The organism is Paraburkholderia sp. Cy-641, assembly GCF_011752945.1.
Classification (GTDB): Bacteria; Pseudomonadota; Gammaproteobacteria; order Burkholderiales; family Burkholderiaceae; genus Paraburkholderia.
Genome location: NZ_VWWM01000004.1, coordinates 24,060 through 46,899, shown reverse-complemented (window position 1 = coordinate 46,899; position 22,840 = coordinate 24,060). Strand labels below are relative to the sequence as shown.

General features: G+C 62.7%; 16 protein-coding genes and 1 pseudogene. 4 read left to right on the top strand and 13 right to left on the bottom strand.

All coding sequences use genetic code 11. The features are described 5' to 3' along the window. The 7 genes from F3J20_RS03260 to F3J20_RS03230 all read right to left on the bottom strand — a co-directional run bounded on the left by F3J20_RS03260 (nt 1) and on the right by F3J20_RS03230 (nt 9,144). Nucleotides 1–1,200: an MFS transporter gene (locus F3J20_RS03260; RefSeq protein ID WP_167281888.1), complete on the bottom strand. Its 1,200-nt coding sequence runs from the start codon at nt 1,198–1,200 to the stop codon at nt 1–3. Continuing rightward, nucleotides 1,200–3,041: an IucA/IucC family protein gene (locus F3J20_RS03255; protein WP_167281887.1), complete on the bottom strand. Its 1,842-nt coding sequence runs from the start codon at nt 3,039–3,041 to the stop codon at nt 1,200–1,202. Before F3J20_RS03255 ends, F3J20_RS03260 begins: the two co-directional genes overlap by 1 nt. Next, entirely contained in the window at nt 3,038–4,057 is a 1,020-nt protein-coding gene (gene sbnB / locus F3J20_RS03250; protein ID WP_167282043.1) for a 2,3-diaminopropionate biosynthesis protein SbnB, read from the bottom strand. Before sbnB ends, F3J20_RS03255 begins: the two co-directional genes overlap by 4 nt. A 1-nt stretch (nt 4,058) precedes the next feature. Next, a complete protein-coding gene (gene sbnA, locus F3J20_RS03245) occupies nt 4,059–5,084 on the bottom strand; it encodes a 2,3-diaminopropionate biosynthesis protein SbnA (RefSeq protein ID WP_167281885.1) in 1,026 nt (341 codons plus the stop codon). Nucleotides 5,085–5,180: 96 nt separating this feature from the next. Then, nucleotides 5,181–7,646, bottom strand: a complete 2,466-nt coding sequence (locus F3J20_RS03240) for a TonB-dependent receptor (RefSeq protein ID WP_167281883.1) — start codon at nt 7,644–7,646, stop codon at nt 5,181–5,183. A gap of 114 nt (nt 7,647–7,760) precedes the next feature. Further along, the gene (locus tag F3J20_RS03235; protein ID WP_167281881.1) at nt 7,761–8,597 is read right to left on the bottom strand and encodes a FecR domain-containing protein; all 837 of its coding nucleotides are present in this window, start codon (nt 8,595–8,597) and stop codon (nt 7,761–7,763) included. 13 nt (nt 8,598–8,610) lie between these two features. After that, nucleotides 8,611–9,144, bottom strand: a complete 534-nt coding sequence (locus F3J20_RS03230; RefSeq protein ID WP_167282041.1) for an RNA polymerase sigma factor — start codon at nt 9,142–9,144, stop codon at nt 8,611–8,613. Between the two features lie 652 nt (nt 9,145–9,796). Here F3J20_RS03230 and F3J20_RS03225 point away from each other — a divergent pair. Next, a complete protein-coding gene (locus tag F3J20_RS03225) occupies nt 9,797–10,789 on the top strand; it encodes a TRAP transporter substrate-binding protein (protein WP_167044819.1) in 993 nt (330 codons plus the stop codon). A 379-nt stretch (nt 10,790–11,168) separates the two neighbouring features. Here F3J20_RS03225 and ilvD read toward each other — a convergent pair whose 3' ends face one another. Continuing rightward, on the bottom strand, nt 11,169–13,031 hold the full coding sequence (gene ilvD / locus F3J20_RS03220; RefSeq protein WP_167281879.1) for a dihydroxy-acid dehydratase: 1,863 nt from the start codon (nt 13,029–13,031) through the stop codon (nt 11,169–11,171). Between the two features lie 270 nt (nt 13,032–13,301). Beyond that, nucleotides 13,302–14,119: pseudogene (locus F3J20_RS03215) on the bottom strand (alpha/beta hydrolase). 532 nt (nt 14,120–14,651) lie between these two features. Here F3J20_RS03215 and F3J20_RS03210 point away from each other — a divergent pair. Then, nucleotides 14,652–16,043, top strand: a complete 1,392-nt coding sequence (locus tag F3J20_RS03210; RefSeq protein WP_167044828.1) for a TIGR00366 family protein — start codon at nt 14,652–14,654, stop codon at nt 16,041–16,043. Between the two features lie 127 nt (nt 16,044–16,170). Here F3J20_RS03210 and F3J20_RS03205 read toward each other — a convergent pair whose 3' ends face one another. From F3J20_RS03205 to F3J20_RS03195, 3 genes are all read right to left on the bottom strand, one after another. Further along, complete coding sequence (locus F3J20_RS03205; RefSeq protein ID WP_167281877.1) at nt 16,171–17,316, bottom strand: branched-chain amino acid ABC transporter substrate-binding protein; 1,146 nt, start codon at nt 17,314–17,316, stop codon at nt 16,171–16,173. A 339-nt stretch (nt 17,317–17,655) separates the two neighbouring features. Continuing rightward, nucleotides 17,656–18,639, bottom strand: a complete 984-nt coding sequence (locus F3J20_RS03200) for a substrate-binding domain-containing protein (RefSeq protein ID WP_167044832.1) — start codon at nt 18,637–18,639, stop codon at nt 17,656–17,658. A gap of 103 nt (nt 18,640–18,742) precedes the next feature. After that, nucleotides 18,743–20,101, bottom strand: coding sequence for a leucine-rich repeat-containing protein kinase family protein (locus F3J20_RS03195; protein WP_167281875.1), 1,359 nt, complete (start codon nt 20,099–20,101; stop codon nt 18,743–18,745). Nucleotides 20,102–20,342: 241 nt separating this feature from the next. Here F3J20_RS03195 and F3J20_RS03190 point away from each other — a divergent pair, with 241 nt between their 5' ends. Next, nucleotides 20,343–21,008 carry a methylated-DNA--[protein]-cysteine S-methyltransferase gene (locus F3J20_RS03190; RefSeq protein ID WP_167044838.1) on the top strand — a complete coding sequence of 222 codons (666 nt, stop codon included), beginning with the start codon at nt 20,343–20,345 and terminating at the stop codon, nt 21,006–21,008. Between the two features lie 129 nt (nt 21,009–21,137). Next, nucleotides 21,138–21,443 carry a panthothenate synthetase gene (locus F3J20_RS03185; protein ID WP_167281873.1) on the top strand — a complete coding sequence of 102 codons (306 nt, stop codon included), beginning with the start codon at nt 21,138–21,140 and terminating at the stop codon, nt 21,441–21,443. 79 nt (nt 21,444–21,522) lie between these two features. Here F3J20_RS03185 and F3J20_RS03180 read toward each other — a convergent pair whose 3' ends face one another. Continuing rightward, nucleotides 21,523–22,764, bottom strand: a complete 1,242-nt coding sequence (locus tag F3J20_RS03180; RefSeq protein ID WP_167044923.1) for a Zn-dependent hydrolase — start codon at nt 22,762–22,764, stop codon at nt 21,523–21,525. Nucleotides 22,765–22,840 lie beyond the last annotated feature (76 nt).

Genomic DNA, 22,840 nt, shown 5'->3' with positions numbered 1-22,840 from the left:
TTACCTCGAATCGGAAACGGAGATGGGATGGGCCGCCGGCGCGCTACGCGCGACTACCGCTGCGGCGATGAACATGGATGCGGTCAGCCAGAGCGTCGCGGAAGCGCCGACACAAGGAAGAAAAACGAGAACGGCAATCGGTCCGAGCAACTGTCCGAGCACCATGGCGCTTTTGGAGACCACTGTGATACGGCTTCGCATTGCAGGCGGCACACTGCGGCAGCAAAGCAGCAGAACTGATTGGGCCAGCGCGGCGTAGCTGGCGCCCTGCGCGATGCGCAGAACGCCGATCTGCCACAAACGGGAAGCGAACGGCATCAGCGCAAGGACGATCGCGCACGACAGCGCCGCAGCGACAAAGTGACGTGCGGGGTCCCCACGGTCGTTGCGCGCCCCCCACCACGGCCCCGCAACGAGCGTGGCGGCCCAGCCAAGCGCATGCAAAACGCCGATCTTGCTGGCGAGAAAGCTGGCACCCGCCATGCGTTCATCGACAAACAGAGCGAACACGTTCACGAGCGCGAATGCGCCGGCTTGCGTCAATGCGCCCGCGAGAACCCAACGAAGCAGGACAGGATCGGCGAGCAATGTCGTTCCAGGCGTTTCCGCCGCCCCTACGCGCTCCGCGTTTCTCTGGCTGGGTTCACGCAACGCGAATGCCAGCAGCAGCAATGCGGCGCCCGTGCAGAGTGCTACGCCTAGTAGCAATGGGCGCACCGACCAGTGGTCCTGCAGCACGCCTCCAAGAACGGGACCAGCAAGAGCGCCCGCCGCTACAGCGGACTCCTGCCAGCCAAGCGATCGCCCCTGGGCAGCGGGGTCACTGACACGCGTGATGAAAGCCGTAATGATGACGCCCACCGTGCTCGCGCCTTGCAGCAGGCGCCCGCCCACGAACATCACGACGTCGCGTGATATCGCCATCGTCGTCATGCTCACGACGAACAGCGTGAGGGCAAAAAGAAGTGCCCGCCTATACCCGAATCGCTCGCACCAGCGCACTGCGTAAGGTGCGCAAAGCAACGCGCCAACGCCCGGGGCCGCTAACGCAATGCTCGTCCAGCGTGCTGCATCGGCGCTGGAGCCGCCGCTCAGACCGTGGAGATAGAACGGCATGATGGGCACCAGCACCATCAGGCCTAGCGTGATCACGCCCTGGCACACGATCAGCATGGCGACGGCAAGGTTCGCACGACGCATTACGGAACCCTCGCTGGTTGCGCCGGTCGGCGGGATAGCAGTGGATTGCCGATTGCGCCCATTCCACTGGGCATCCCCGTGCCCAGCGCCGCACGCGCCGCGAGAGGTTCAAGCAGTTGCTTGAACGGCCAATGCTGTGCGTCGAAAAGCAGACGCGCCACGTAATCGCGCGTCGGGCTCGTGGCGAAGACACGCTCTAGCACCTCGTGCAGCGTACGATCGACAATGCCCCAACCCGTAGCCTCGTCGCCATCGAAACAATCAGCGATTGCGGCAATGATCGCGTACAGATTGACTTCGACCGCGAGGGTCTGGAAATAGGCGAGCAAGGCGTCCCGCGATTCGAGAATCAGGGTATTAGGTGTGCTTCGATCGATCACATAGTCAGGCACCTCCACACCCGCCCCGATCATGACCGCAGGGCAAATCCGCAACGTATCGTGGTCACGCAGCACGATCTTGCATGGCCCATTTTCCCCAACGCGCAACAGCACATTCTGGCCGTGCAACTCAGGCATGACACCGTGCGCAAAGCAGCGCAGACCGAGTTCGATCAAGAGGTGCGCGATACGCTCGAACATCCTCCACGCATATTCCAGATCCGATTTTCCTGTTGTTCCATTCGCATGACATAACACGGCAAACGCGGGAAGATGTGCATCGCTCGTCGACGCAGCGCAGGCGGCCATCGGCAACAGCCAGCGGTCAGCGTCGGGATAGCGACGCAGCATGCACGCCACCTCTCCCTGCTCCGCGATCAGCGTGCTGCCATTGCAAAGCGCCCACCATGCACGCTCATCGCACAGTTCAAGATGCTCACCTAACCACTTGTCACGAATGCAAAGCTCGCGCAGGCAAAGCTCGGCAAGCACTGCGTTGTGAAGATATCTCGGTGGCATCACGCGCGATGCGCCGAGCGCCTGAACACCCAGAGAAAGCTTCAGGTGCAACCGTTCGCCCGATCCGATGCCGAGCGTACGCAACGAAGCGGTCGGCCTGACGGTTCCGCATCCTTCGCCGAGATCGACGCATTGCGCAGCGAGCTGCGGATGCTTCGCCTGGATCTCCCCCCACTGCCACGGATGAACGGGCATCCATAGCGCAGCCGGATCGATACCGAGCAAGGCGGCACGTTCTGCAAGCACGGCAAATGCATCTGCATCCAGCACTGCTCCTGCGATTGGCTGGTGGTCGTCCCACTCCAATGCTGGCTCACCCGAACACCACAGCGCGTTTCGCGGCACGGCGACCCAGTGCGGCGTGATCTCGCCAGCCTCGACCTCGAAGGCATCGCCTGGGCTGCCGGGCCACAATTTTGCGCGTGCAAGCGGATGAAAGGGCCGGTCGCGCAGACAGCAAATCGCCTCCCAGGCCATCAGGCTGTGCGGCGTTGCGTCGATATCCGCCAACCATCGCGCCTGTGCAGCAAACGTTCTCTCGATCTGACGCGCTGCAAGCGCCAGCAACTCCGCCAGACGGTGGCTGTATGCAAGCCACCAGTCCGCTCGTTGCAGTGCTTCGAGTGTCTGTGTGACGTTCAAAGCCTTTCGACCGGCCTCACTCGCCAATTGCACTCCAGGCCCCGATCGCGCGATCCTCAAAGGCCGCACGCCATTTAGCCGCGTGCCTCGCCACATAAGTTCGAGGCCACGACCGAGCGACAATACGAGTGCAGTGTCGGCGGCGCCGCCAATCCAGCGGATGCGGGCGCGCATGCCGTACAGATCCTCCAGCCACAGCGCGTCGAGCAGATCCTGGGCGAGCAGTCGTTCGACACTGCCGTGTGCGAGCGGATCGACGCATGCCGTTCTGCAATCGACCACGTTTTCGGCGTATGTCATAGCAGCGGCAGCCGGATGCCCACGCCCTGCTCAGTTGCAAGCCGATAAAAATGACGCGCGCAAACCATGTCGTCCAACGCCATCCCCATGGGGTTGAGCAGGATGATTTCGTCGTCGTTCTCGCGCCCCGGGCGTTCGCCGATCACAATTTCACCGAGTTCGGCATGCAGTTGTTCACGACTGAACCGCCCTTCGAGCACCAGTTGATTGATGATCTTTTTCTCGCGATTCGACTGATCCCAGTCGTCGACGATCACCTTGTCCGCTTTTTCATAGACCTCCTTCTGCACGTCCATGATCGAGACGTTGCAAACAAACGCGCCGCGCTTGAGCCACGCGTACTCGAGATAGGGCGTGTCCGTGACCGTGCAGGTCACGATCACATCGGATGCGCGCACCGCGAATTCGGCGCTCGCCATCTCTTCAAAGGCGACCTGCGGATAGCGCTCGCTCAACTCACGGCTGAAGGCACGCATCGCGTCGCGCGACAAATCGAACAGATGAATGCGTCGAATGCTGGCGAATTGTTCGAGCAGTGTCTGCATCTGCATCTTCGCGATCGGGCCGCAGCCGACGCACGCGACGTCAGTGAAGCCGGCACGCGCGAGATGGCGCGTTGCTACCGCGCTGATCGCGGCCGTGCGCATCCCGCTGATCAGTCCGCCTTCCATGATCGCGACCGGATAGTTCGTATCGGCATCGTTCAGGACGATGACTGCGCTGGCGCGCTCAAGCCCGAAGCGAGACGGATTGTGCTGCCGGCTGCCGATCCACTTCAGGCCGGCGATCGGATCGTTGCCGCCCACATAGCACGGCATCGCGATGATCCGATCCGCGATGTGATCCGCACCCGCCCAGCGCAGATACGGCTTCAACGGCTGAACGAAGGCGCGTCGCGCGTGCAAGGCCAGTCCATCGGCAATGGCGTCGACATAAGGTTGTGATCGGTTGCCACCGAGGGCGATCAGATCCTGACGGCCGAGATAGAGAAGGCCGGAATGAGCCGGTTGGGTCATATCAGTGAACCTCTTCGAGAAGGGAAGTTGAAAGTGACGATGTTTCAGGCTGCGTTTGCGCAGCGCGCGCTGCGGCAATGCGCGCCAGCCAGCCGTCGTCGTACACGCTGTCGAGATAGCGCTCCCCGCGATCGGGCAGCAGCGTGACGATGCGTAGCGGGTGCGCTGCGGGGCGCGTCGCGCGCGCCAGCAGACGGTCAATCGCGACGACAACGGCGCCCGACGACCCGCCCGCGAAAATGCCTTCATGTTCGAGCAGACGCCGGCAGCCGAGCGCCGCGTCGTAGTCATCGACATGCTCGACTTCGTCGATATCGTCCAGACAAAGCAGCTCGGGAACGCGACTCGCACCAATGCCAGGCAGTTCACGCGGGCCAGGTTTCGCGCCAAACAGGACCGAGCCGACCGCGTCCACCGCCACGACCTTCAGTTCCGGCCACGCACGCCTGAGCCGTCGCGCGATGCCGAGTACCGTGCCCGATGTGCTGACGCCCAGCACGAGCACGTCGGCCGGTTGTTCGAGCGCGCGGGCGATCTCATCGCCCTCTCCGTGGAAATGACTCTCCCAGTTGCGCGGATTGCCGTACTGATTGATCCACACAGCACTCGTGTCCCCAGCAAGCATCTCCTGCACACGTGCAATGCGGGTTTCGAGGTAACCACCCTGACTGTCTTTGCGATTGACCTGCTCGATGCCCGCGCCGTAGCAGCGCAGAATCTTCAGGTTCGTCGGCGAAATCTTCGGATCGACGACCGCGGTAAAACGCAGGCCTTTCACCCGGCACACCATCGCCAGCGCGATCGCAAGATTTCCCGACGAGCTTTCGATGATGTGAGCGCCGGGCGCGATCGTGCCGTCGGCCAGTCCGCGTTCGACGATATAGCGGGCCGGGCGGTCCTTGATGCTGCCCGCCGGATTCAGCATTTCCAGCTTTGCGAACACTTCGGCTTCATGCTGGGCGTACAGGCGATCGAGCCGCACAAGCGGCGTGCCACCAACGCAATCGACGATATTTCTGCCGATCATCACTCCCTCCTTGATGAGGATGTTTCCAACAGTTAATGAGATTGCGTCTCATTAACTAACGAACGCGCACGGCGCCCCGAAGAACGCCGCGCACCCTTACCAGCGATGGGTATAGCTGGCCGTCATCACGGCGCCTGCGGCAGGCAGGCGGCTCGTGTTGTTGCTGTTGCGCATGAGCTGGCTGTATTGCGGGAAGTAATAACGGTTCAGCAGGTTTTCGACGCCGACCGTCACGCGATCCTTTTTCGTGACCTGATAGCGCGAGATCAGATCGACGGACGTATAACTGCTCACATCCATGCGCCCGAAGCTGGTCTTGCCGTTGAGCCGGTAGTCGCGGGCCGCGTAGAACGTCGTCTGCAGGCGATTGCTCCAGCGAGAAGACGGCCGGTACTCGAGATACGCGGTCAGCTTGAGCGGCGGAATCCGGTAGCCCGTCATGTCCTGAAAATTCGCGCTGTTCTGCGGACGCTCGCGGCCTTGAATGTAGGTCAGCGTGCCGCCTGCACCCCACTTGTCATCGTCGCTCACGTAGTCGAGCGTCGCTTCGACGCCGGAAATGCGCTCGGCCGTTCGCGTGAGAATCAAACCGTTGTTAAAGCTCTGCACATCGCCAAGCTCGGACGTCGTGTAGAACAATGCGATGGTGCCGTCCGTGTTTTTGCCGAGGCTGCCGCGCCAGCCGATCTCATAGTTATTGGTTTTAACAGGCTCAAGGCTCGACGAGTGAATATCGAAACCTGCGGTTGCATTGCGCAATTGCAGGCCGACGTCTGGCAACTGGAAGCCCTGACTGAACGCCGCATAGACTTCCTGGCCCGGAATGGGCACATAGGCAACGCCCGCATTAAACAACCACGCGCCGTAATCGGTCGATCCGCCCGGCACCATGTACTTGTTCGCCAGCCGCAATTGCGAAAGCGGCACGAAACTATCGAAGCTCCCGCTTGCATGCTCGTAGCGCACACCGCCTTCCGCCGACCATTTTTCGTTGAACTTGTGTTGCAGCTGCGCGAATCCGCCGACGCTGGTCGTCGTGAGCGGCGGAAGATACATGAGCGTTCCGGTCTTGCGATAGACCAGACCGCCACTGGCGTCGTATGCCGTGGGCGAGAAAATATCGTCCGGCATGTCGCTGCGCTCCTGGTTGAAATCGGCGCCCCACTGAATCTTCGTGCGGCCGGCGCGATCGAGCGGCGTCGTGATCGTCAGACGGCTACCGAATACCTTCGAATCCTGCATGACCTGGTCGATATTGCTCCCACGCGTTGCAACGGCACGCGCGTCGAACGGTGCAAAACGTGTGTAGTAGTCCCGATAATAGATTTGCGCCGCGACCTCGCTGCCCAGCACATCCTTGTTGCTGTATTGCAGGTTGAGCTGCGTGTTGCGGATGCGGTTCTGGTCGTCGAGCTGGAGTCCATCTTTTGCGCGAGCGGCAACCGTGCCGGGTGTCAGCTTCGCGACCGATGGATCGCTTGCGTAATCGGTGTCCTGCTTCGCGTCGAAGTGGCTCGCCGAAAACACGATGCGCTGGTTCGCATCGATGCGAAATCCGAGTTTGCCTTCGACGTTATAGACGTTCGAGTCGAACAGATCGCCCTGACTGGGCTCCGGCGCAATGCGATGACCGCGCGCGTCGTATGAGCTGCCGATGTGCTGCGCGTCGACGTTGAACTCATATTCGACGGGGCCGTGACTGCCCGCGAAATACTGCTGGACGGTGCCGCCAAGGCCGCTACTCCCCAAATGGGAAAGCGGCGACGTCATGAAAAACGTCGTCTCGGCGCGAGGCTCACCACCGGGCTGCCGCGTCGTGAACGACACAATGCCACCTGTTGCGCCCGCGCCGTAGACCGCGCTGCTGCCACGCAGGACTTCGACTTTCTCGATGTTGTTCGGATCGACGTTTGCCAGATTGCGGGCGGAATCGCGATTGGTGTTCAGCGGCACGCCATCGACCAGCACGAGGATATTTCTGCCACGCAGGGTTTGGCCGTAGTCGGTGATCGTATGGCTCGAATCGGCCATGCCGGGCACAGCCTTGCTCAATACCGTCGCCAGATTGTTCGAGCCGGTTTGCAGATCGCGCAGTTCGTCGCGGTCAATGACCGTGATCTGTCGCGTAGGACGAACGAGGTCGCTATGGGTCCGATCTGCTGAAATAGCGATGGCCGAGAGCTCTGCCGGCTCCGCCGAACGGCTCGCACTCGAATCGGATTCTGGCGATGCGGGCGCTGCACGCTCCACCGTGAACGTGTTCGCGCCTGTCGCTTGAGCGCGCATTCCGGAGCCCGCTAACAACTGGTCTAGCGCTGCGGAGGCGGTCATCCTGCCTTTCACGGCATGGCTCGTCGCCTGCTCGGCGCTGGCCGTCGAAAACAGCAGTTGCGCATTGGACTGCCGCGCAAACGCATTCAGCGCGCGGTCAAGTCGCTGCGCAGGAATGTCGAATGATGCCAGGTCCCCACCCTGCCCCCACGCCGCGGCCGACAGACAGCTACTCGCAACCGCTACGCACGCGATGCGCCCCAAACCAGCATGGCGCCCATGAATCTCCATACCACCGCTCCTCGTTTGAATCGATATAAATCGATGACTCTCACAAGGGTTGCCGGATCGGCCGATGGTTTTGTTGACGTCCCGGAGAAAATATTTTTGAGGCAGGGTGGGTGACTAGCGATGCGCGATCATGGCCGCACCATTGGCGTCACGCTTTACCTTCAGCGGCAGCACGTGGGGCAACATATCGAGCAGCGCGTCGATGTTGGCGGTATTGAACTGGCCAGATACACGCAGGTTTGCCGCGCGAGGATCGAGTTCGATTGGCGCCTGCCGATAACGGCGCATTTCCGCAACGGCGACGCTTAATGGCGTTCCGTCGAACGCGAGGCGCCCATCGCGCCAGCCCAACGCCTGATTGGGATCGAACGACTGGCGTGCACCTATATGACCAGCGGCAACGGTAACGGCCTGATCGGGCTTAAGGTCGACGGGAGCTTGCGCGCCTGTGGCGACGGCGACCGAACCGGACACCACGCCAACCTGCACGCTGGCAGCATCGCGCCGTACAGCGAACGTCGTCCCGACGTCGTGAATCACGACATCACCTGCGTAGGTCACCAGCGGGCGGAACAAGGAATGCGCGACTTCAATCGATGCCTCTCCACGATCGATCTGCACACGGCGCGACCGGATATACCATTCGGCACGCACGGACGAACCCGTATTGAGCGCAAGCCGGCTACCGTCCGCAAGCAACCAGTCACGGTGCTCGCCTACGGCGGTCTGCAGCGTATCGACACGGTAAGGCGGATCGGCGAACCAGACTGCAGCGACCGCCGCCGCAGACAGCATCGTACTGCCGGTAACGCGCCGTATTGTTCGGCGGCGAGCCGCCCGGCGCACCACCGCGTCAAGCGGATAACGCGCGCGCAACGCGTCCTTGAAGGGATCGAGCGAGCCGTCTTGAAGGGATGTCGAATCGTGACTACGGGAAGGCTCAGGCAACATCGGCATTTGCCGTCTAGGTACGCAGAGTGTTCTGCAGGATCGGAGTAAGGGCCGTCATCGCACGGGCCATATGTTTGGCCACCATGTTACGCGACATCCGCAATTGTGCCGCCACTTCTTCCTGCGATAAATCGTGCAGTTTGTGGAGGATGAACACCTCGCGGCATCGCTCGGGCAAGGCATTGATGATCTGCTCGAGCTCCTGCACGGTCTGCTGGTAACTCAGGGCCTGCTCTCCGTCGTTATCGTCCGAGCGCGTATCGGGAACAACCACACCCGTCGATTCCGTGTGACTTGCATGCGCCTCATCTCCTCTCCATCGATCGATCGCCCGATGGATAGACATATGCCGCAAAAACGCGAGTGGCGCATGGACGGCGGCTTCAGGAGGCCGCTGGAGAAGCTGGACACCGACATCCTGAACCACATCGCAGGCGAACGCTCGATCGCCAAAGCGACGCCGTACATGGCTGACGAGATCTTCGTAGTGCTTGATGAAGGCAGCGATCAACGAAGAGTGGGCGGAATCGCGGTGCGAGCCTGTCACATTGTTACGGGATGAGCGAGCATCACGCCCGAAATGATAATGCGTCTCATTATTTATGTATATTACAAAGCTGTCAACGCCCGTGAGGTTCGGCAACCGTCATTATCGGGTCGTGACTGCCGCGTGGCCTAACGTTCAACTTCTGGTTTACTTTTTGTCTGCTTCCGCTTTATTCGACAGGGCCTGGATCACCCTCATTAAACGGATCGATACGTTTATCGCGAAGTGAGGTGCCAGGCGATAAACGTTTGTCGTCGTACAACTCTATTTCAATCAAACCCGCTCCCCCCACCTCCCCAACCACAGCATCGCCCCGCACACCCGTCACCCTCGATTCCAGTCCCCAAAACCCGCGATCGAATTTGTCTTTCTGACAGATTCGTCATCTCCTTTACATCTACCTAGCGGGTAAACACTAAATGTGCAGCTCAAACGAGTTTTATAAAATTTGTACGTTGTCGTACAACATTTGAGCCGCCGCCGCGCCTTTGCCTGTCAGCGTATCGAACCCGGTTTAAAGCATTCGCCCTCGATGAAGGCGACCGTGCGGCCCGCAAAAATGCCACCCGCCTTGCGGGCCGTACGACGTACCCCACACCACCCGGCGGTATCCGCGATCCGCTGAGTGATCTATTTCTTAAGGAATGTCACGATGAACAAGAAGTTTGCCTCTTCCCGTGTTTCGATGATCGTCGCAGCCGCGGCGCTGGCGTTCAGCATGGGTTCGGCACAAGCGCGCGTGTTTCGTGTGGCCGACGTCCATGGCGATACCTATCCGACCAACATGGCCGTGAAGTTCATGGGCGAGGAAATCAGCAAGGCGACCAACGGCAAGGATTCGGTGAAGGTCTTCGGCAATAGCTCGCTCGGCTCCGAAAACGACACGATCGACCAGGTCCGCATCGGCGCACTCGACATGACGCGCGCGAACGGCGCGGCGTTCAACGAGATCGTGCCGGAATCGATGATCCCGTCGCTGCCGTTCCTGTTCCGCGACATCGACCAATTCCGCAAGGTGATGTACGGTCCGGAAGGCCAGAAGATTCTCGACGCGTTCACGGCGAAAGGCATGATCGCGCTGACGTTCTATGAAAGCGGCGCACGCTCGATGTACGCGAAGAAGCCGATCAAGTCGCCGGCCGACATGAAGGGCGTGAAGGTGCGCGTGCAGCCGTCGGACCTGATGGTCGACGAAATCAAGGCAATGGGCGGCATCCCGACGCCGATGCCGACCGCCGAAGTCTATACGGGCCTGAAGACCGGCCTCGTCGACGGCGCGGAAAACAACCTGCCGACGTATGAAGAAGGCAAGCACTACGAAGTCGCGACCATCTACTCCGAAACCCAGCATTCGATGACGCCGGAAGTGCTGGTGTTCTCGAAAAAGGTGTGGGACACGCTGAGCCCGCAGGAACAGCAGATCATCAAGAAAGCGGCGGCCGACTCGGTGCCTTACTACCAGAAGCTGTGGACCGCGCGTGAAGCCGATGCGCAGAAGACGGTCACGAAGGGCGGCGCGACGATCATCCCCGCTTCGCAGATCGACCGCGCAGCTTTCGTGAAGGCGATGCAGCCGGTGTGGACGAAGTACGAGAAGACCCCGCAAATGAAGCAGATCGCCGACGAAATCCAGGCCATCAAGTAAGCGGGTTCCTCACGCGGCGGCAACGAGCCTAGCGGAAAATCCGCGGGCTCCTGCCGCTGCGCTTCCTGCGCTTCACCTCAGGCAACACCCTCTTCGGCTCAAGCAACGCCCCGAGCCTGAACGTGCCGCACTCGCGGCCAATCCCCGACTGTTCGAACCCGCCGCAAGGCACCGCCGCTGCGTGCACGAAGTTGCCAATACTTCAAGCAGCCGGCTCATTGCGCCTCCTCATTGCGCCCGCCGGTTAGACAACGCTTCGCGGCCAATAAAAAACCGGTACGCGGAACCCCGCATACCGGTTGTCTATCGGCTCCGCTCGCTCGATCGCACCGGAGCCGTTATCGCCACATCAGCGCGTCGTTAGCGCGCCATGCCCGTCTTACTTGCGCTTCAGTTGCGAGATATCGCGCACCGCGCCGCGATCCGCCGACGTCGCGAGCGCCGCATACGCCTGCAATGCCTGCGACACGACACGCTCGCGGTTCGCCGGCATCCACGCCTTGTCGCCGCGCGCTTCCATCGCCGCGCGACGGCGTGCGAGTTCTTCGTCCGACACCGCGAGATGCATCTTGCGCTCCGGGATGTCGATCTCGATCTTGTCGCCGTCTTCTACCAGACCGATCATGCCGCCTTCGGCCGCTTCCGGCGACGCATGGCCGATCACGAGGCCCGACGAACCGCCCGAGAAGCGTCCGTCGGTAAACAGCGCGCAGGTCTTGCCGAGGCCCTTCGACTTCAGATACGACGTCGGGTACAGCATCTCCTGCATGCCGGGGCCGCCCTTCGGACCTTCGTAGCGGATCACGACGACGTCGCCCGCGACCACCTGGTCGCCGAGAATTGCCTCGACGGCTGCGTCCTGGCTTTCGAACACGCGCGCGCGGCCCGAGAACTTCCACTGCGATTCGTCGACACCAGCGGTCTTCACGATGCAGCCGTTCAGCGCGAGGTTGCCGTACAGCACGGCGAGGCCGCCGTCCTTCGAATACGCATCCGCCTTGCTGCGGATACAGCCGCTCTTGCGGTCCAGGTCGAGCGAGGCAAACGTCGCTTCCTGGCTGAACGCGACCGTGGTCGGAATACCGCCCGGCGCCGCGCGGAAGAACTTCTGCGCTTCCTCGCCCGCGCCGCCGGCGACGTCCCACTTCGCAATCGCGTTGCCGAGCGTGCCGCTATGCACGTTGCCGCACGACAGGTCGAGCAGTTCCGCGCGCGCGAGTTCGCCGAGAATACCGATGATGCCGCCCGCGCGATGCACGTCCTCGATGTGGTACTTGTCGGTCATGGGCGCCGCCTTGCACAGGCACGGCACCTTGCGCGAGATGCGGTCGATATCCGACATCGTGAAATCGACGCCCGCTTCCTGCGCGGCGGCCAGCAGGTGCAGCACGGTGTTGGTCGAGCCGCCCATCGCGACGTCGAGCGTCATCGCGTTCTCGAACGCCTGCTTCGTGGCGATATTGCGCGGCAGGACCGACGCGTCCTCTTCCTGATAGTAGCGGCGGCACAGATCGACGACGAGGCGGCCGGCCTGCTCGAACAGGCCCTTGCGCCATGCGTGCGTCGCGACGATCGTGCCGTTGCCCGGCAAGGCGAGACCGATCGCTTCGGTCAGGCAGTTCATCGAATTCGCCGTGAACATGCCCGAGCACGAACCGCAGGTCGGGCACGCGCTGCGCTCGACCTCGGCGACTTCGGCGTCGCTGATCTTCGGATCGGCGGCCTTGATCATCGCGTCGATCAGGTCGATCTTCGCGATCACCTGGCCGTCGGCCGGCGACTTGACCTTGCCCGCTTCCATCGGACCGCCCGACACGAACACGACCGGAATGTTCAGGCGCATCGCGGCCATCAGCATGCCCGGGGTGATCTTGTCGCAATTGGAGATGCAAACCATCGCGTCGGCGCAATGCGCGTTGACCATGTACTCGACCGAGTCCGCGATCAGTTCGCGCGACGGCAGCGAATAGAGCATGCCGTCGTGGCCCATCGCGATACCGTCGTCGACGGCGATCGTGTTGAATTCCTTCGCCACGCCGCCAGCCGCTTCGATCTGCTGCGCGACCAGCGCGCCCAGGTCGCGCAGATGCACGTGGCCCGGCACGAACTGGGTGAACGAGTTCACCACCGCAATGATGGGCTTGCCGAAATCGTTGTCCTTCATGCCGGTGGCGCGCCACAAAGCGCGGGCGCCGGCCATGTTGCGGCCATGCGTCGAGGTGCGTGAGCGATAGTGAGGCATCTGTGTCCTTGGGGATTGCTGTTATCGAATTGGAATGGCGCGCGGACCCGCCGGGGCGCTGCCGTGGACCCGCCGTGGGCGGCGCCGGCATTCCGCTGGCCCGCGAGCGGTGAGAATCGCCACGGGGCGCGGCTTGCGCTGGAAACGAATAGTGCAAGAGCGCCGGTAAGACGTCCAATATATTTTTCCGGCGCCATCAGGTCGGAAAAGATATTAATCGATTCGAGCGGATCAGGTGATGCCGGCGGCCCCGCTCCGGCGCGCTGACGCTCAAGCCAGCCGCTGAAGCGCGCTCAGCAGCATCCCGTCCGGCCGCGCGAGATCGTCGAGTACCGAAAAATGCGTACACCCCGGCATCGGAACGTAGACGGCGTTCTCGCCGGCGGCGCCGCACGCCGCCGCGTAGTCCTCGGACTGGCGCACGAGCTCCGGCAATTCCGCCGCGCCCACCGCGACGACGGTCGGCACGCCCTTGCCGATGTGATGCAGCGGACTGTAGGCGGCGATTTCGTGCTGGCTCAATTGCAGCTTGTCGTTGAGCCACGACAGGCTGACCGGTTCGAGATCGACCAGCGCGCTGATCGGCAGCGCACGCGTGACGAGCGGGTGCGCGCGATGCAGCGCAGATGACCGCCGGCCGAGTGCCCGCTCAGGCACACGGGCCGACCCGCGATGCCGAGCCCATCCGGGTCCGCGTGCAGATGATCGAGCAGCCGGCCGATCTCGCCGACGATCTGCGTCATCGAGGCTTGGGGCGCCAGCGTGTATTCGGCCAGCACGACATTGAAGCTTCTCGCGAGCGGACCATCGGCGATAAACGCGAAATCTTCCTTCACGCAGTTCTGCCAGTAGCCGCCGTGGATGAAGATGAAGGTGGGCGCATCGGCCTCGCCGCAGGAGAGCCAGTCGAAACGCTCGCGAACGCGCTCGCCGTAACGCAGATCGCGCCGGCCCGGCACACGCTCGTACAGCGTCGCGCTACGCGACTGAAAATCCGCCAGGACTTCCGGAAAGTTAGGAATGGCCTTGGTGTTGTTGTAGGCCGCATCGAGTGTCGGCCGGTCCATGCCGCGATAAACAATCGTCATAGTCTTTGGTCTGGTTCGTTGAGATCGCTGAGTTCGCTGAGATTGCAAGCGCCCAACGGGCGTATCGCAAAAACGTTCGCGACGCGAGGCCTGACGCCTTCGGCGTGCTCACCTTGACTCGCGCAGTGTGTCAAGGGAAAACGGATCGGCACCATGCAGCAGGACTTCGCCCGGCAGTCTCGCACTGGCATTCCAATCGTTCGGCCTCGACTCATTTCGTCATGCCAAAGATCAACTCGCCCGTCTTCATGGGGCTGCACCTTCTCATTTAACTTCGGCGCCTGCAAGCGCAATCGAAGGTGCGATTGTGACGAATTGCAAACTCGGTGCTCTATGATCGAAACGTCCAACGTCGAGCATCGCTTTTCTTGACATTGATCTCGCGTGAGCAGAATAATAGCCCGTTCGGTTAACGAAACGATGTTCATTGCAAGAACATTGAAAAGGAGGGCAGAGGTCCTGACGGCACGCCGCGCACCTGCCCTGTTCGCTCCGTCATGCAAATGACCGGGCATCATTCAGAGCCACACATATGACGCGAGACACTTCCCCCCACCCTGCCGCCCAGCCCGCCACGTCGCGCAGCCTCGTCGAAGGCCTGGTTTACGTTTTCGAGCAGGTCATGCCCGACCCGTTCGTGCTGTCCATCTGCCTGACGTTTTTCGTCGCCGCGCTCGCGCTGCTGATCGCGCCGACCGGAACGCTGCCGACGCTGCTCGATTCCTGGTACACCGGAACATTCGGCATTCTGGGCTTCGCACTGCAGATGATCCTGATCCTCGCGACCGGCTACGCCATTGCGGAAGCCCCCATCGTGCAGCGCGGACTGCGCGCGCTCGCGGCCAACGCGAATACGCCGACGCGCGCCGCGCTGCTCGTGTTTCCGGTCGTCGCGGTGGCGGCGTGGCTCAACTGGGGGCTCGGTCTGATCGTCGGCGCGCTGCTGTCGCGGGAAATTGCACGGCGCGTCGATGTCGATTTCGCGTGGCTCGTCGCCGGCAGCTATTCGGCCTGGTCGATCTGCAACAGCGGGCTGTCGAGTTCGATCGCGCTTTCGCAGGCATCGCACGGCAACGCGCTGAATCTCGTCGAGAAAGCGACTGGCCACGTGGTGCCGCTCGGCGAAACCATCTTCGCGCCGTTCGTGTTCGTTCCGACCGTGCTCGTCGTGGTCGTGATGACCGCGATCTTCATCAGGATGCATCCGAAAGCCGAGAACGTCGTCGCGTTTCGCCAGAGCGGCGAGGAAGCCGCCGACGCACCAAGCGACGATCCGCATGCTCGCGCGAGCGGTGCCTCGTCGCTCGCGGCGCGCCTCGAACGATCGGTTCTCGGCACGCTGCTGCTGCTCGCGCTCGGCATCGGCTACCTCGCAATGACGTGGCACAAGGAAGGCTTCGATCTCGACATCAACAACACGATCCTGATCTTCCTGCTGATCGGGCTCGCGCTGCAGCGCACGCCGATCGCCTACGCGAATTCGATCCGCCGCGCGGCGCGTCAGACCGGTTCGATGCTGCTGCAATACCCGATGTACGGCGGCATCATGGGCATCATGAAGGGCACGGGCCTCGCGTCGATGATCGCGAAAGCGTTCGTGACGATTGCCTCGCCGGCCACGCTGCCGTTGTGGAGCTATCTGAGTTCGCTGATTATCACGCTGCTCGTGCCGAGCGCCGGCGGTCACTGGGCAGTGCAGGGTCCGTTCGTGCTGCCTGCCGCCATCAGCCTGCACGCATCGGTGCCGCGTACCGCAATGGGCGTGGCGATGGCCGAGAACGTGTCGAACATGCTGCAACCGTTCTGGGCCGTGCCGATCGTCGCGATCGCGGGCATCCGCATTCAGCGCGTCATGGGCTATACGGCAGTGACGTTCGCCGTGTCGCTCGTGATCTATGCCGTGGCGCTGTGGCTCGTGCCGTAGGTGCCGTGGGTGCTGTAAGCGCCGCCATCAATGCAATGGCCTCGCTCGAGCGAAGCCATTGCCGTTAAAAAAGGCCGATGAAGCTATGCTTCATCGGCCTTTTCCTCTTCTACCCTGGCAAGCGCTTTTACATCTTCATGACGTCGAGCAGCGTCTTCTTACCGTCCTTGTAGTCGTACAGCGAGATGACGCCGTGCTGCAGGTCACCCTTCGCGTCGAACGTCGTTTCGCCGGTCACGCCCTTGTAGTCGGTGCCCGACACTTTCGCGAGCACCTTCGCCGGATCGGTCGAGTTAGCGCGCTTCATCGCATCGACGACGATATACACCGCATCGTACGTGAACGGTGCGTCGAATTCGATCGGATGGCCGAAGCGCTTCACGTACTTGGCCGCGAATTCCGCGCCGCCGTTCATGCGCTCGACCGCCATACCGGCCTGCGAGCACACCACGTTGCCTGCCGCCGGGCCGGCGAGATCGGCGAGGCTTTCCGTGCAGACGCCGTCGCCCGACAGCATCTTCGCGCGCAGACCGAGTTGACGCGCCTGCTTCGCGAACGGACCGCCGGTGGCATCCATGCCGCCGTACATGATCGCATCGGGATTCTCGCCCTTGATCTTGGTCAGAATCGCGCGGAAATCGACGGCCTTGTCGTTGGTCGCATCGTGCGACATCACTTTCAGGCCGAGTGCCTTCGCGGTCTTTTCGAATTCGTTCGCGAGACCTTGACCGTATGCAGTCGAATCGTCGACCACCGCGACGCTCTTCACATTCAGGTTTTTCGCGGCATAGGTCGCGAGCGCGGGGCCCTGCTGCGCGTCGGTCGCGACGACGCGATAGGTCGTCTTGAAGCCCTGCTGCGTATAGGCCGGGTTCGTCGACGAAGGCGAAATCTGCGCGATGCCCGCATCGCTATAGATCTTCGAGGCCGGGATCGATGCGCCCGAGTTCAGATGGCCGACCACCGCAACGACCTTGTCGTCGACGAGCTTCTGCGCAACCTGGGTCGCCTGGCGCGGGTCGCCGGCGTCGTCCTGTGCGTCGAGCACCAACGTGACCTTCTGGCCGTTGATCGTGAGACCCTTCGCGTTGATTTCCTCGATCGCGAGACGCGCGCCGTTTTCGTTGTCCTTGCCGAGGTGGGCGGAGCCGCCCGTCAGCGGACCGACGTGACCGATCTTGACGATCTGGTCCGCGTTCGCGGTGCCCACCATGCTTGCGAATGCCACGACCGCGGCGCTAACCGGCAACAGCTTATGAAACTTGAACGACATACGACACATCTCCTCTTTGCTTGCCAACCGGCTGGTTGGCGTTCCTGATCCTTCCGAATCCATCGCCATGCAGCAATGGATAAATCGAATCGCGGCGCGTCCCGCGCTATACGCGGGAAATACACCGGCAGCCGCTATTTTTGCTGCAGCACGATAACGCAAAACCGCCGGAAACGACAGGCTAAAACACAAACGGGCTTGATGCGATATCGCCAAAGCAGTATCGCCAATACTTTTTTCAGTCTGTTTTCTGAATTGCCGCGCTCGAGAAAGCGTTATCAAGCGTCACGAAAAGTGCGCGAGAAATGCGGCCCGGATAGCGGGCCCGCATGCGGTGCTTCAACCTTTGGGAGACGTCACGAGTTGCAGCGGCGTCTCGATCAGCGTCGACAAGTCGCGCTGCTTGCGCCGCTCGGTGACCGCCCGCAACGCGAAGTCGATACCGAACACGGCCTGGCGGTCGGCGAACTGGTTCATCGTGGCAAGCACGCGGCCATCGGCGAGCAAGGGCTTGATCGCATCGATCGCGTTATAGCCGGTCACATAGACGCTACCGCTTCGGCCCGCGTCGCGAATCGCATCGACCGCGCCCATCGCCATGCTGTCGTTGCCGCACAGCAGTGCGCGAATCTGCGGATGCTCGCCGAGCATTTTCGCGGCCACGTCGCGGCCCTTGGCGTAGTCCCAGTTGCCGGACTCCACCGCGACGACCTTCACGTTCGCCGCGTCCATCGCATCGCGGCTGCCGGCCGTGCGCTGCTGCGCATTGGTGCTGACCGAAATGCCCTCGATGATCCCCACCTCGTCGCCGGCCTTCAGGTGCCTGGCCAGATAATCGCCCACCTGCTTCGCGCCGTTGCGATTGTTCGGCCCGACGAACGGCACGGAAATGCCGGCGGCCGCCTGCGCCGCGTCGTCGAGCGGATTGTCGATCGTAATCATGATGACGCCGGCCTTGATGCCGCGCGCGACGACGGCGACGAGCGCCTTCGAGTCGGTCGGCGCGAGCACGATCGCATTCATCTGCGCCTTGATCATGTCCTCGACGATGCGAATCTGCGCGGCCGTGTCGGTCTGTTTGGCCGTGCCGTGCAGGGTCAGACTCAATTGCGACGCGAAGTGCCGCTGATAATTGCGTGCGGCATCGACCATCGAGACCGTGAACGGGTCCGACATCGACTTCAGCACGAGCGCGATCTTGCGCTTCGCGCCGGGCAGCGCTTCAGCGCATGCGTCGCTCGCGAAGAGGGCGGGCAGGCCCGCGAGTCCGCTTGCGGCCAGCGTACCGGCGAGCAGTATGCGGCGGCGCAGGTTCGGCGTCATCGCGCGTCTCCTTCGCTGCGGCCCTGGCGTATCGCGGTAGCGCGCGCCTTCAGTGCCGATGCAGGATTATCGTGGCGCCGGCCGTGCCGGTATCGTCGCATGCTCATTGTGCGTCCTTCAGGGCCGCGAGGCTCGCGGCAATTTCATCGAAGAGTGGCCTGCTGTCGATCTCGTCGCTCAGGCAGCGCGCCTGCAACGCCGCGAGTTGCGCGACGGCGGCGCGACGAGGCGGCGTATCGGGCACTTCGCACCGCTCGATCAGTTCTTCGAGCAGACAGCCATAGGCCCGCACTTCGAGCCGCTGCAAGGCCATGCCTGAACTTCGATCACCGGCATCATAAAACGATGCCGCGCCGAAATCGCCGAGCAATGCATGCCCCGCACCGCCATGCAGGATATTGTGCGCGTACAGGTCGCCATGCATGACGCCACGCCGATGCAGATGACTCGCGACGTCCGCGATGCCGCTTGCAATGCCGAGCACGGTCGCGAGATCGAAACGCGTGCCGTCGCGATAGACGTCGCGCGTGCACGACTCGAAGCTCGGCGGACCCGCGAGGTTGGCGAAGCACGGATCGACCAGTTCCATCACGAGACCGTGCGCGCCCGCCGGATGATCGACCACCTTGCCGAGCACCGGAATCAGGTTCGCATGGTCGCCGCCGCGAATGCAAGCGGCCATTTCACAGTCGGGCAACCCGTCGCTCGTCACCGCGCCTTTGAAGAGCTTTACGGCGACCGCATGTGGCTCGCGCTCCGGCGCATCCGCACGGCCGGCAAACAGCGAGGCGCGATGAATCACGCCCGACGCGCCTTCGCCCAATGGCTGTTCGAGCTTCAACGCGTTCCAGCGAATCGCGCGGATCGGCATATCGATCAGCGCCGCATTTTCGAGCGCCATGCCAAACGGATTGCCCGCATAGGCGAGCCATGCCAGGCGCGGCAGACGCAACAGCCAGCGCGGCAAGGCGTCGAAGCGATTCGCCGCGAGCCGAAGCAGTTCGAGCCGCGAGCACGCGGCCAGTTCCTCGGGCAAGGCGTGCAAGCGGTTGCCGGCCAGCATCAGCTTCTGCAATTGCGCACAGCGGCCAAGCTCGGCGGGCAAGCGTTCGATCTCGTTGTCGGTCAGAATCAGCCAGCGCAATGACGGCGGCAATGCGCGGCCCGGCACGGTACGGATGCGATTCGCCTTGAAGCCGATCATGCTCAATTGCGCGCATTCGCCAAGCACCTCGGGCAATGCGGTGAACGGGTTATTGGATGCGAAGAGAATGCGCAACTTGCGCAGGCGCGGCAGATCGTCGGGCAACGTCGAGAGCACGTTGTTCGAGAGGTCGAGCACTTCGAGCGTATCGGCGAGATCGAAAATCTCGCGCGGAAATTCGCGCAGGCCGCCTGCCAGCTTGAGCTGGCGCGTACCCGCCAGTTGCCCGGCCCGCAGTTGTTCTAGAGTCGTAATCACGATCGAGGAGAAGAGATTCGGGTAGCGCCGCGCGTCGTACCGAAGGTATCAATTCTACTGAGTCGCGAGCCGTCTGCGGTACAGTGACATGATCGTCGTATCAAATACGGCCATGCAATGCGAATGAAATAGCAATATCTGGAGCGCCTTCGGACAACGCGGCGAGCACACTGCTCCATAACGGCGCGCCTTCTCGCGCCGGTCGGCCCGAATGGCCTCACCCCGTCAGGAGTCAAGCAAAGTGACTTACACATACAAATTGATCGACTCGCCCGTTGGGCAGTTGAAGCTCGTGGCCAGGGGCGATTGCCTTGCCGCGATTCTGTGGGAAAACGACAAGCCGAACCGGGTGCGCCTCGGCGAAATGAGCGAAGCGGGCGAACACCCGGTGCTCGTCGAAACCGAGCGGCAATTGCGCGAGTATTTCGCGGGCACGCGCGACGCGTTCGATCTGCCGCTCGATTTTCAGGGCACCGAATTCCAGAAGAAAGTGTGGCAGGCATTGCTGACGATCCCGTTCGGCCAAACCCGCAGCTACACCGAGATCGCCCAGCAGATCGGCAGCGTCAACGCGGTGCGCGCGGTGGGCGCGGCCAACGGCAAGAATCCGATTTCGATCGTCGCGCCATGTCATCGCGTGATCGGTGCGTCGGGCGATCTGACCGGCTTCGCTGGCGGACTCGCGAACAAGATGCTGCTGCTCTCGCTCGAAGCGGGGCAGACTTCGCTGGAAGCGGCGGCCGATGAGGCAGCAGATGCAATGACAGATGCCGCAGCGAAGGCACGGCCGCCGGCGCCGAAGCCCGCCTCCACGCAAGCGGCACAGGCCAGGCAAGACAGCGCGCAGCCTCAACCCGCGCGCCATACGGCGAGCCGCGGAACGCAGGCTTCGTTGTTCGGCAACTGAGCCCGACGCATCCCGCGTGCGGCTGCAACGGGCGATAACGGGCGATAAATCGTCCGCGATGGACGCCAGCGGCGGCGCATGCAGCACCTATCCTTAAGATGCCATTTCGGCATCGATCGGGAGGACGACATGCGGATGCTTCTCAACATACAAATACCCAACGAGCCATTCAACACGCTCGTGCGCGAAGGCCGCGCCGGCGAATTGATCGCGCAGATACTCGAAGAAACGAAGCCCGAGAGCATCTACTTCACCGAGCAACGCGGCAAACGCGGCGCGGTGGCGGTCGTGAACATCGACGATGCCTCGGCGATTCCCGCACTCGCCGAGCCGTGGTTCCTGAAGCTCGACGCCGAGTGCGAACTGCGCATCGCGATGCTGCCCGCGGATCTGATGAAAGCCGGGCTCGACGGGCTCGGCTCGAAATGGAAATAACGGGGAAAACCGCAGCGCGCCCCGTTTGACGACGCCGGCGGCAAGACGCAACTCACCGCACCGCCGGCGCGGCCATCCCTCAGGCGCGCTGGGCGGCCGCTTCCAGCAGCATCGAAGCGGCGGCGGTCGCCGCGACCTGGCAGCCGAGCACGATATGCTCCTCTGCCGTGTCTTCGATAAAGTCGTGGCTCACGCCGCCGATGCTCGGCACGAACATCATGCAGGCGGGCATACGGCGCGCGATCACCTGCGCGTCGTGCGCGGCGCCGCTCGGCATGCGCAGCCATTGCTCTGGCGCGAGCGCTTCGGCGGCGCGCGCCAGATGACCGGCAAGCGCCGCATCCATGCTGACGGGCTCGATCGGCTCGTCGATCTTCTGCCATTCGACGCTCACCGCGTGATGCGCGTTGAAGTCGCGCACGAGTTCGGCGAGCCGCTGTTCCATCGCCTGCAGACGCGCGGGGTTCGCGTCGCGGAATTGCAGATACATGTCGGCCGCGCCCGGCACGACGCTCATCGAGCCCGGATCGAGATCGATGCGGCCCACGGTCCAGACCGTGTCGGCATCCGCAAGCTGTTCGAATGCCTCGTTCATGCGCGCGATGAACGCCACGAGCGCCGCGCCCGCGTCGCGGCGGATCGCCATCGGCGTCGTGCCCGCATGATTGCGCTGGCCCGTGAAGCGCAAACGCAACTCATGCATCCCGACGATCGTCGTGACGACGCCGATCGATTTGCCGATCGCTTCGAGCCGGCCACCCTGCTCGATATGCGGCTCGAAATACGCGACGTGCCGCCCCGCTTCGAAATGCGCGCGCGGCCGTCCCGCGAGCCCGGCCGCCGCGAGCACGTCTTCGAGACGCTCGCCCTGGCGGTTCGCCGCGCCGCGAATCGCTTCGTCGACCGCCTCGCCGACGAAGCTGCGGCTGCCTAGCAGGCCGGAGAAGGTGCCCTCTTCGTCGATCCACGAGGCGACGTCCACCGCGAGATGACGCGTTGCCTCGTTCTCCGCGAGCGCGCGGGCGATCTCGAGGCCGTACATCACGCCCAGCGCGCCGTCGAGCCAGCCGCCGGTCGGCTGCGTGTCGGTGTGCGAGCCGACCAGCAGCGCGGGGCCGCCGTTGCGCGAGCGCCCGAACACGGTTCCGACGCCGTCGATGCGCGCCTCGAGCCCGGCTTCCGTCATCCGGCCGACGAGCCATGCGCGCGCCGCCAGATCCACCGGCGACAGCGAGAGCCGCACCACGCCGGGACCGGTCGCGCCGAAACTGCGCAGATGTTTAAGGTCGGCCATCAGGCGGGTCGGGTTGATGTTTACCACGTTGTTATCTCCTGCGATCGGATTCATGTCGTTACTGCTTCCATAGCGGCTGTTTTGCCGAACGATCACGGCCTCA

Excerpts from the sequence above, each read along its gene's own strand:
- F3J20_RS03260 (WP_167281888.1), bottom strand. The coding sequence starts at position 1,200 with ATGCGTCGTGCGAACCTTGCCGTCGCCATGCTGATCGTGTGCCAGGGC.
- F3J20_RS03255 (WP_167281887.1), bottom strand. The coding sequence starts at position 3,041 with ATGACATACGCCGAAAACGTGGTCGATTGCAGAACGGCATGCGTCGAT.
- sbnB (WP_167282043.1), bottom strand. The coding sequence starts at position 4,057 with ATGACCCAACCGGCTCATTCCGGCCTTCTCTATCTCGGCCGTCAGGAT.
- sbnA (WP_167281885.1), bottom strand. The coding sequence starts at position 5,084 with ATGATCGGCAGAAATATCGTCGATTGCGTTGGTGGCACGCCGCTTGTG.
- F3J20_RS03240 (WP_167281883.1), bottom strand. The coding sequence starts at position 7,646 with ATGGAGATTCATGGGCGCCATGCTGGTTTGGGGCGCATCGCGTGCGTA.
- F3J20_RS03235 (WP_167281881.1), bottom strand. The coding sequence starts at position 8,597 with ATGTTGCCTGAGCCTTCCCGTAGTCACGATTCGACATCCCTTCAAGAC.
- F3J20_RS03225 (WP_167044819.1), top strand. The coding sequence starts at position 9,797 with ATGAACAAGAAGTTTGCCTCTTCCCGTGTTTCGATGATCGTCGCAGCC.
- ilvD (WP_167281879.1), bottom strand. The coding sequence starts at position 13,031 with ATGCCTCACTATCGCTCACGCACCTCGACGCATGGCCGCAACATGGCC.
- F3J20_RS03210 (WP_167044828.1), top strand. The coding sequence starts at position 14,652 with ATGACGCGAGACACTTCCCCCCACCCTGCCGCCCAGCCCGCCACGTCG.
- F3J20_RS03205 (WP_167281877.1), bottom strand. The coding sequence starts at position 17,316 with ATGTCGTTCAAGTTTCATAAGCTGTTGCCGGTTAGCGCCGCGGTCGTG.
- F3J20_RS03200 (WP_167044832.1), bottom strand. The coding sequence starts at position 18,639 with ATGACGCCGAACCTGCGCCGCCGCATACTGCTCGCCGGTACGCTGGCC.
- F3J20_RS03185 (WP_167281873.1), top strand. The coding sequence starts at position 21,138 with ATGCGGATGCTTCTCAACATACAAATACCCAACGAGCCATTCAACACG.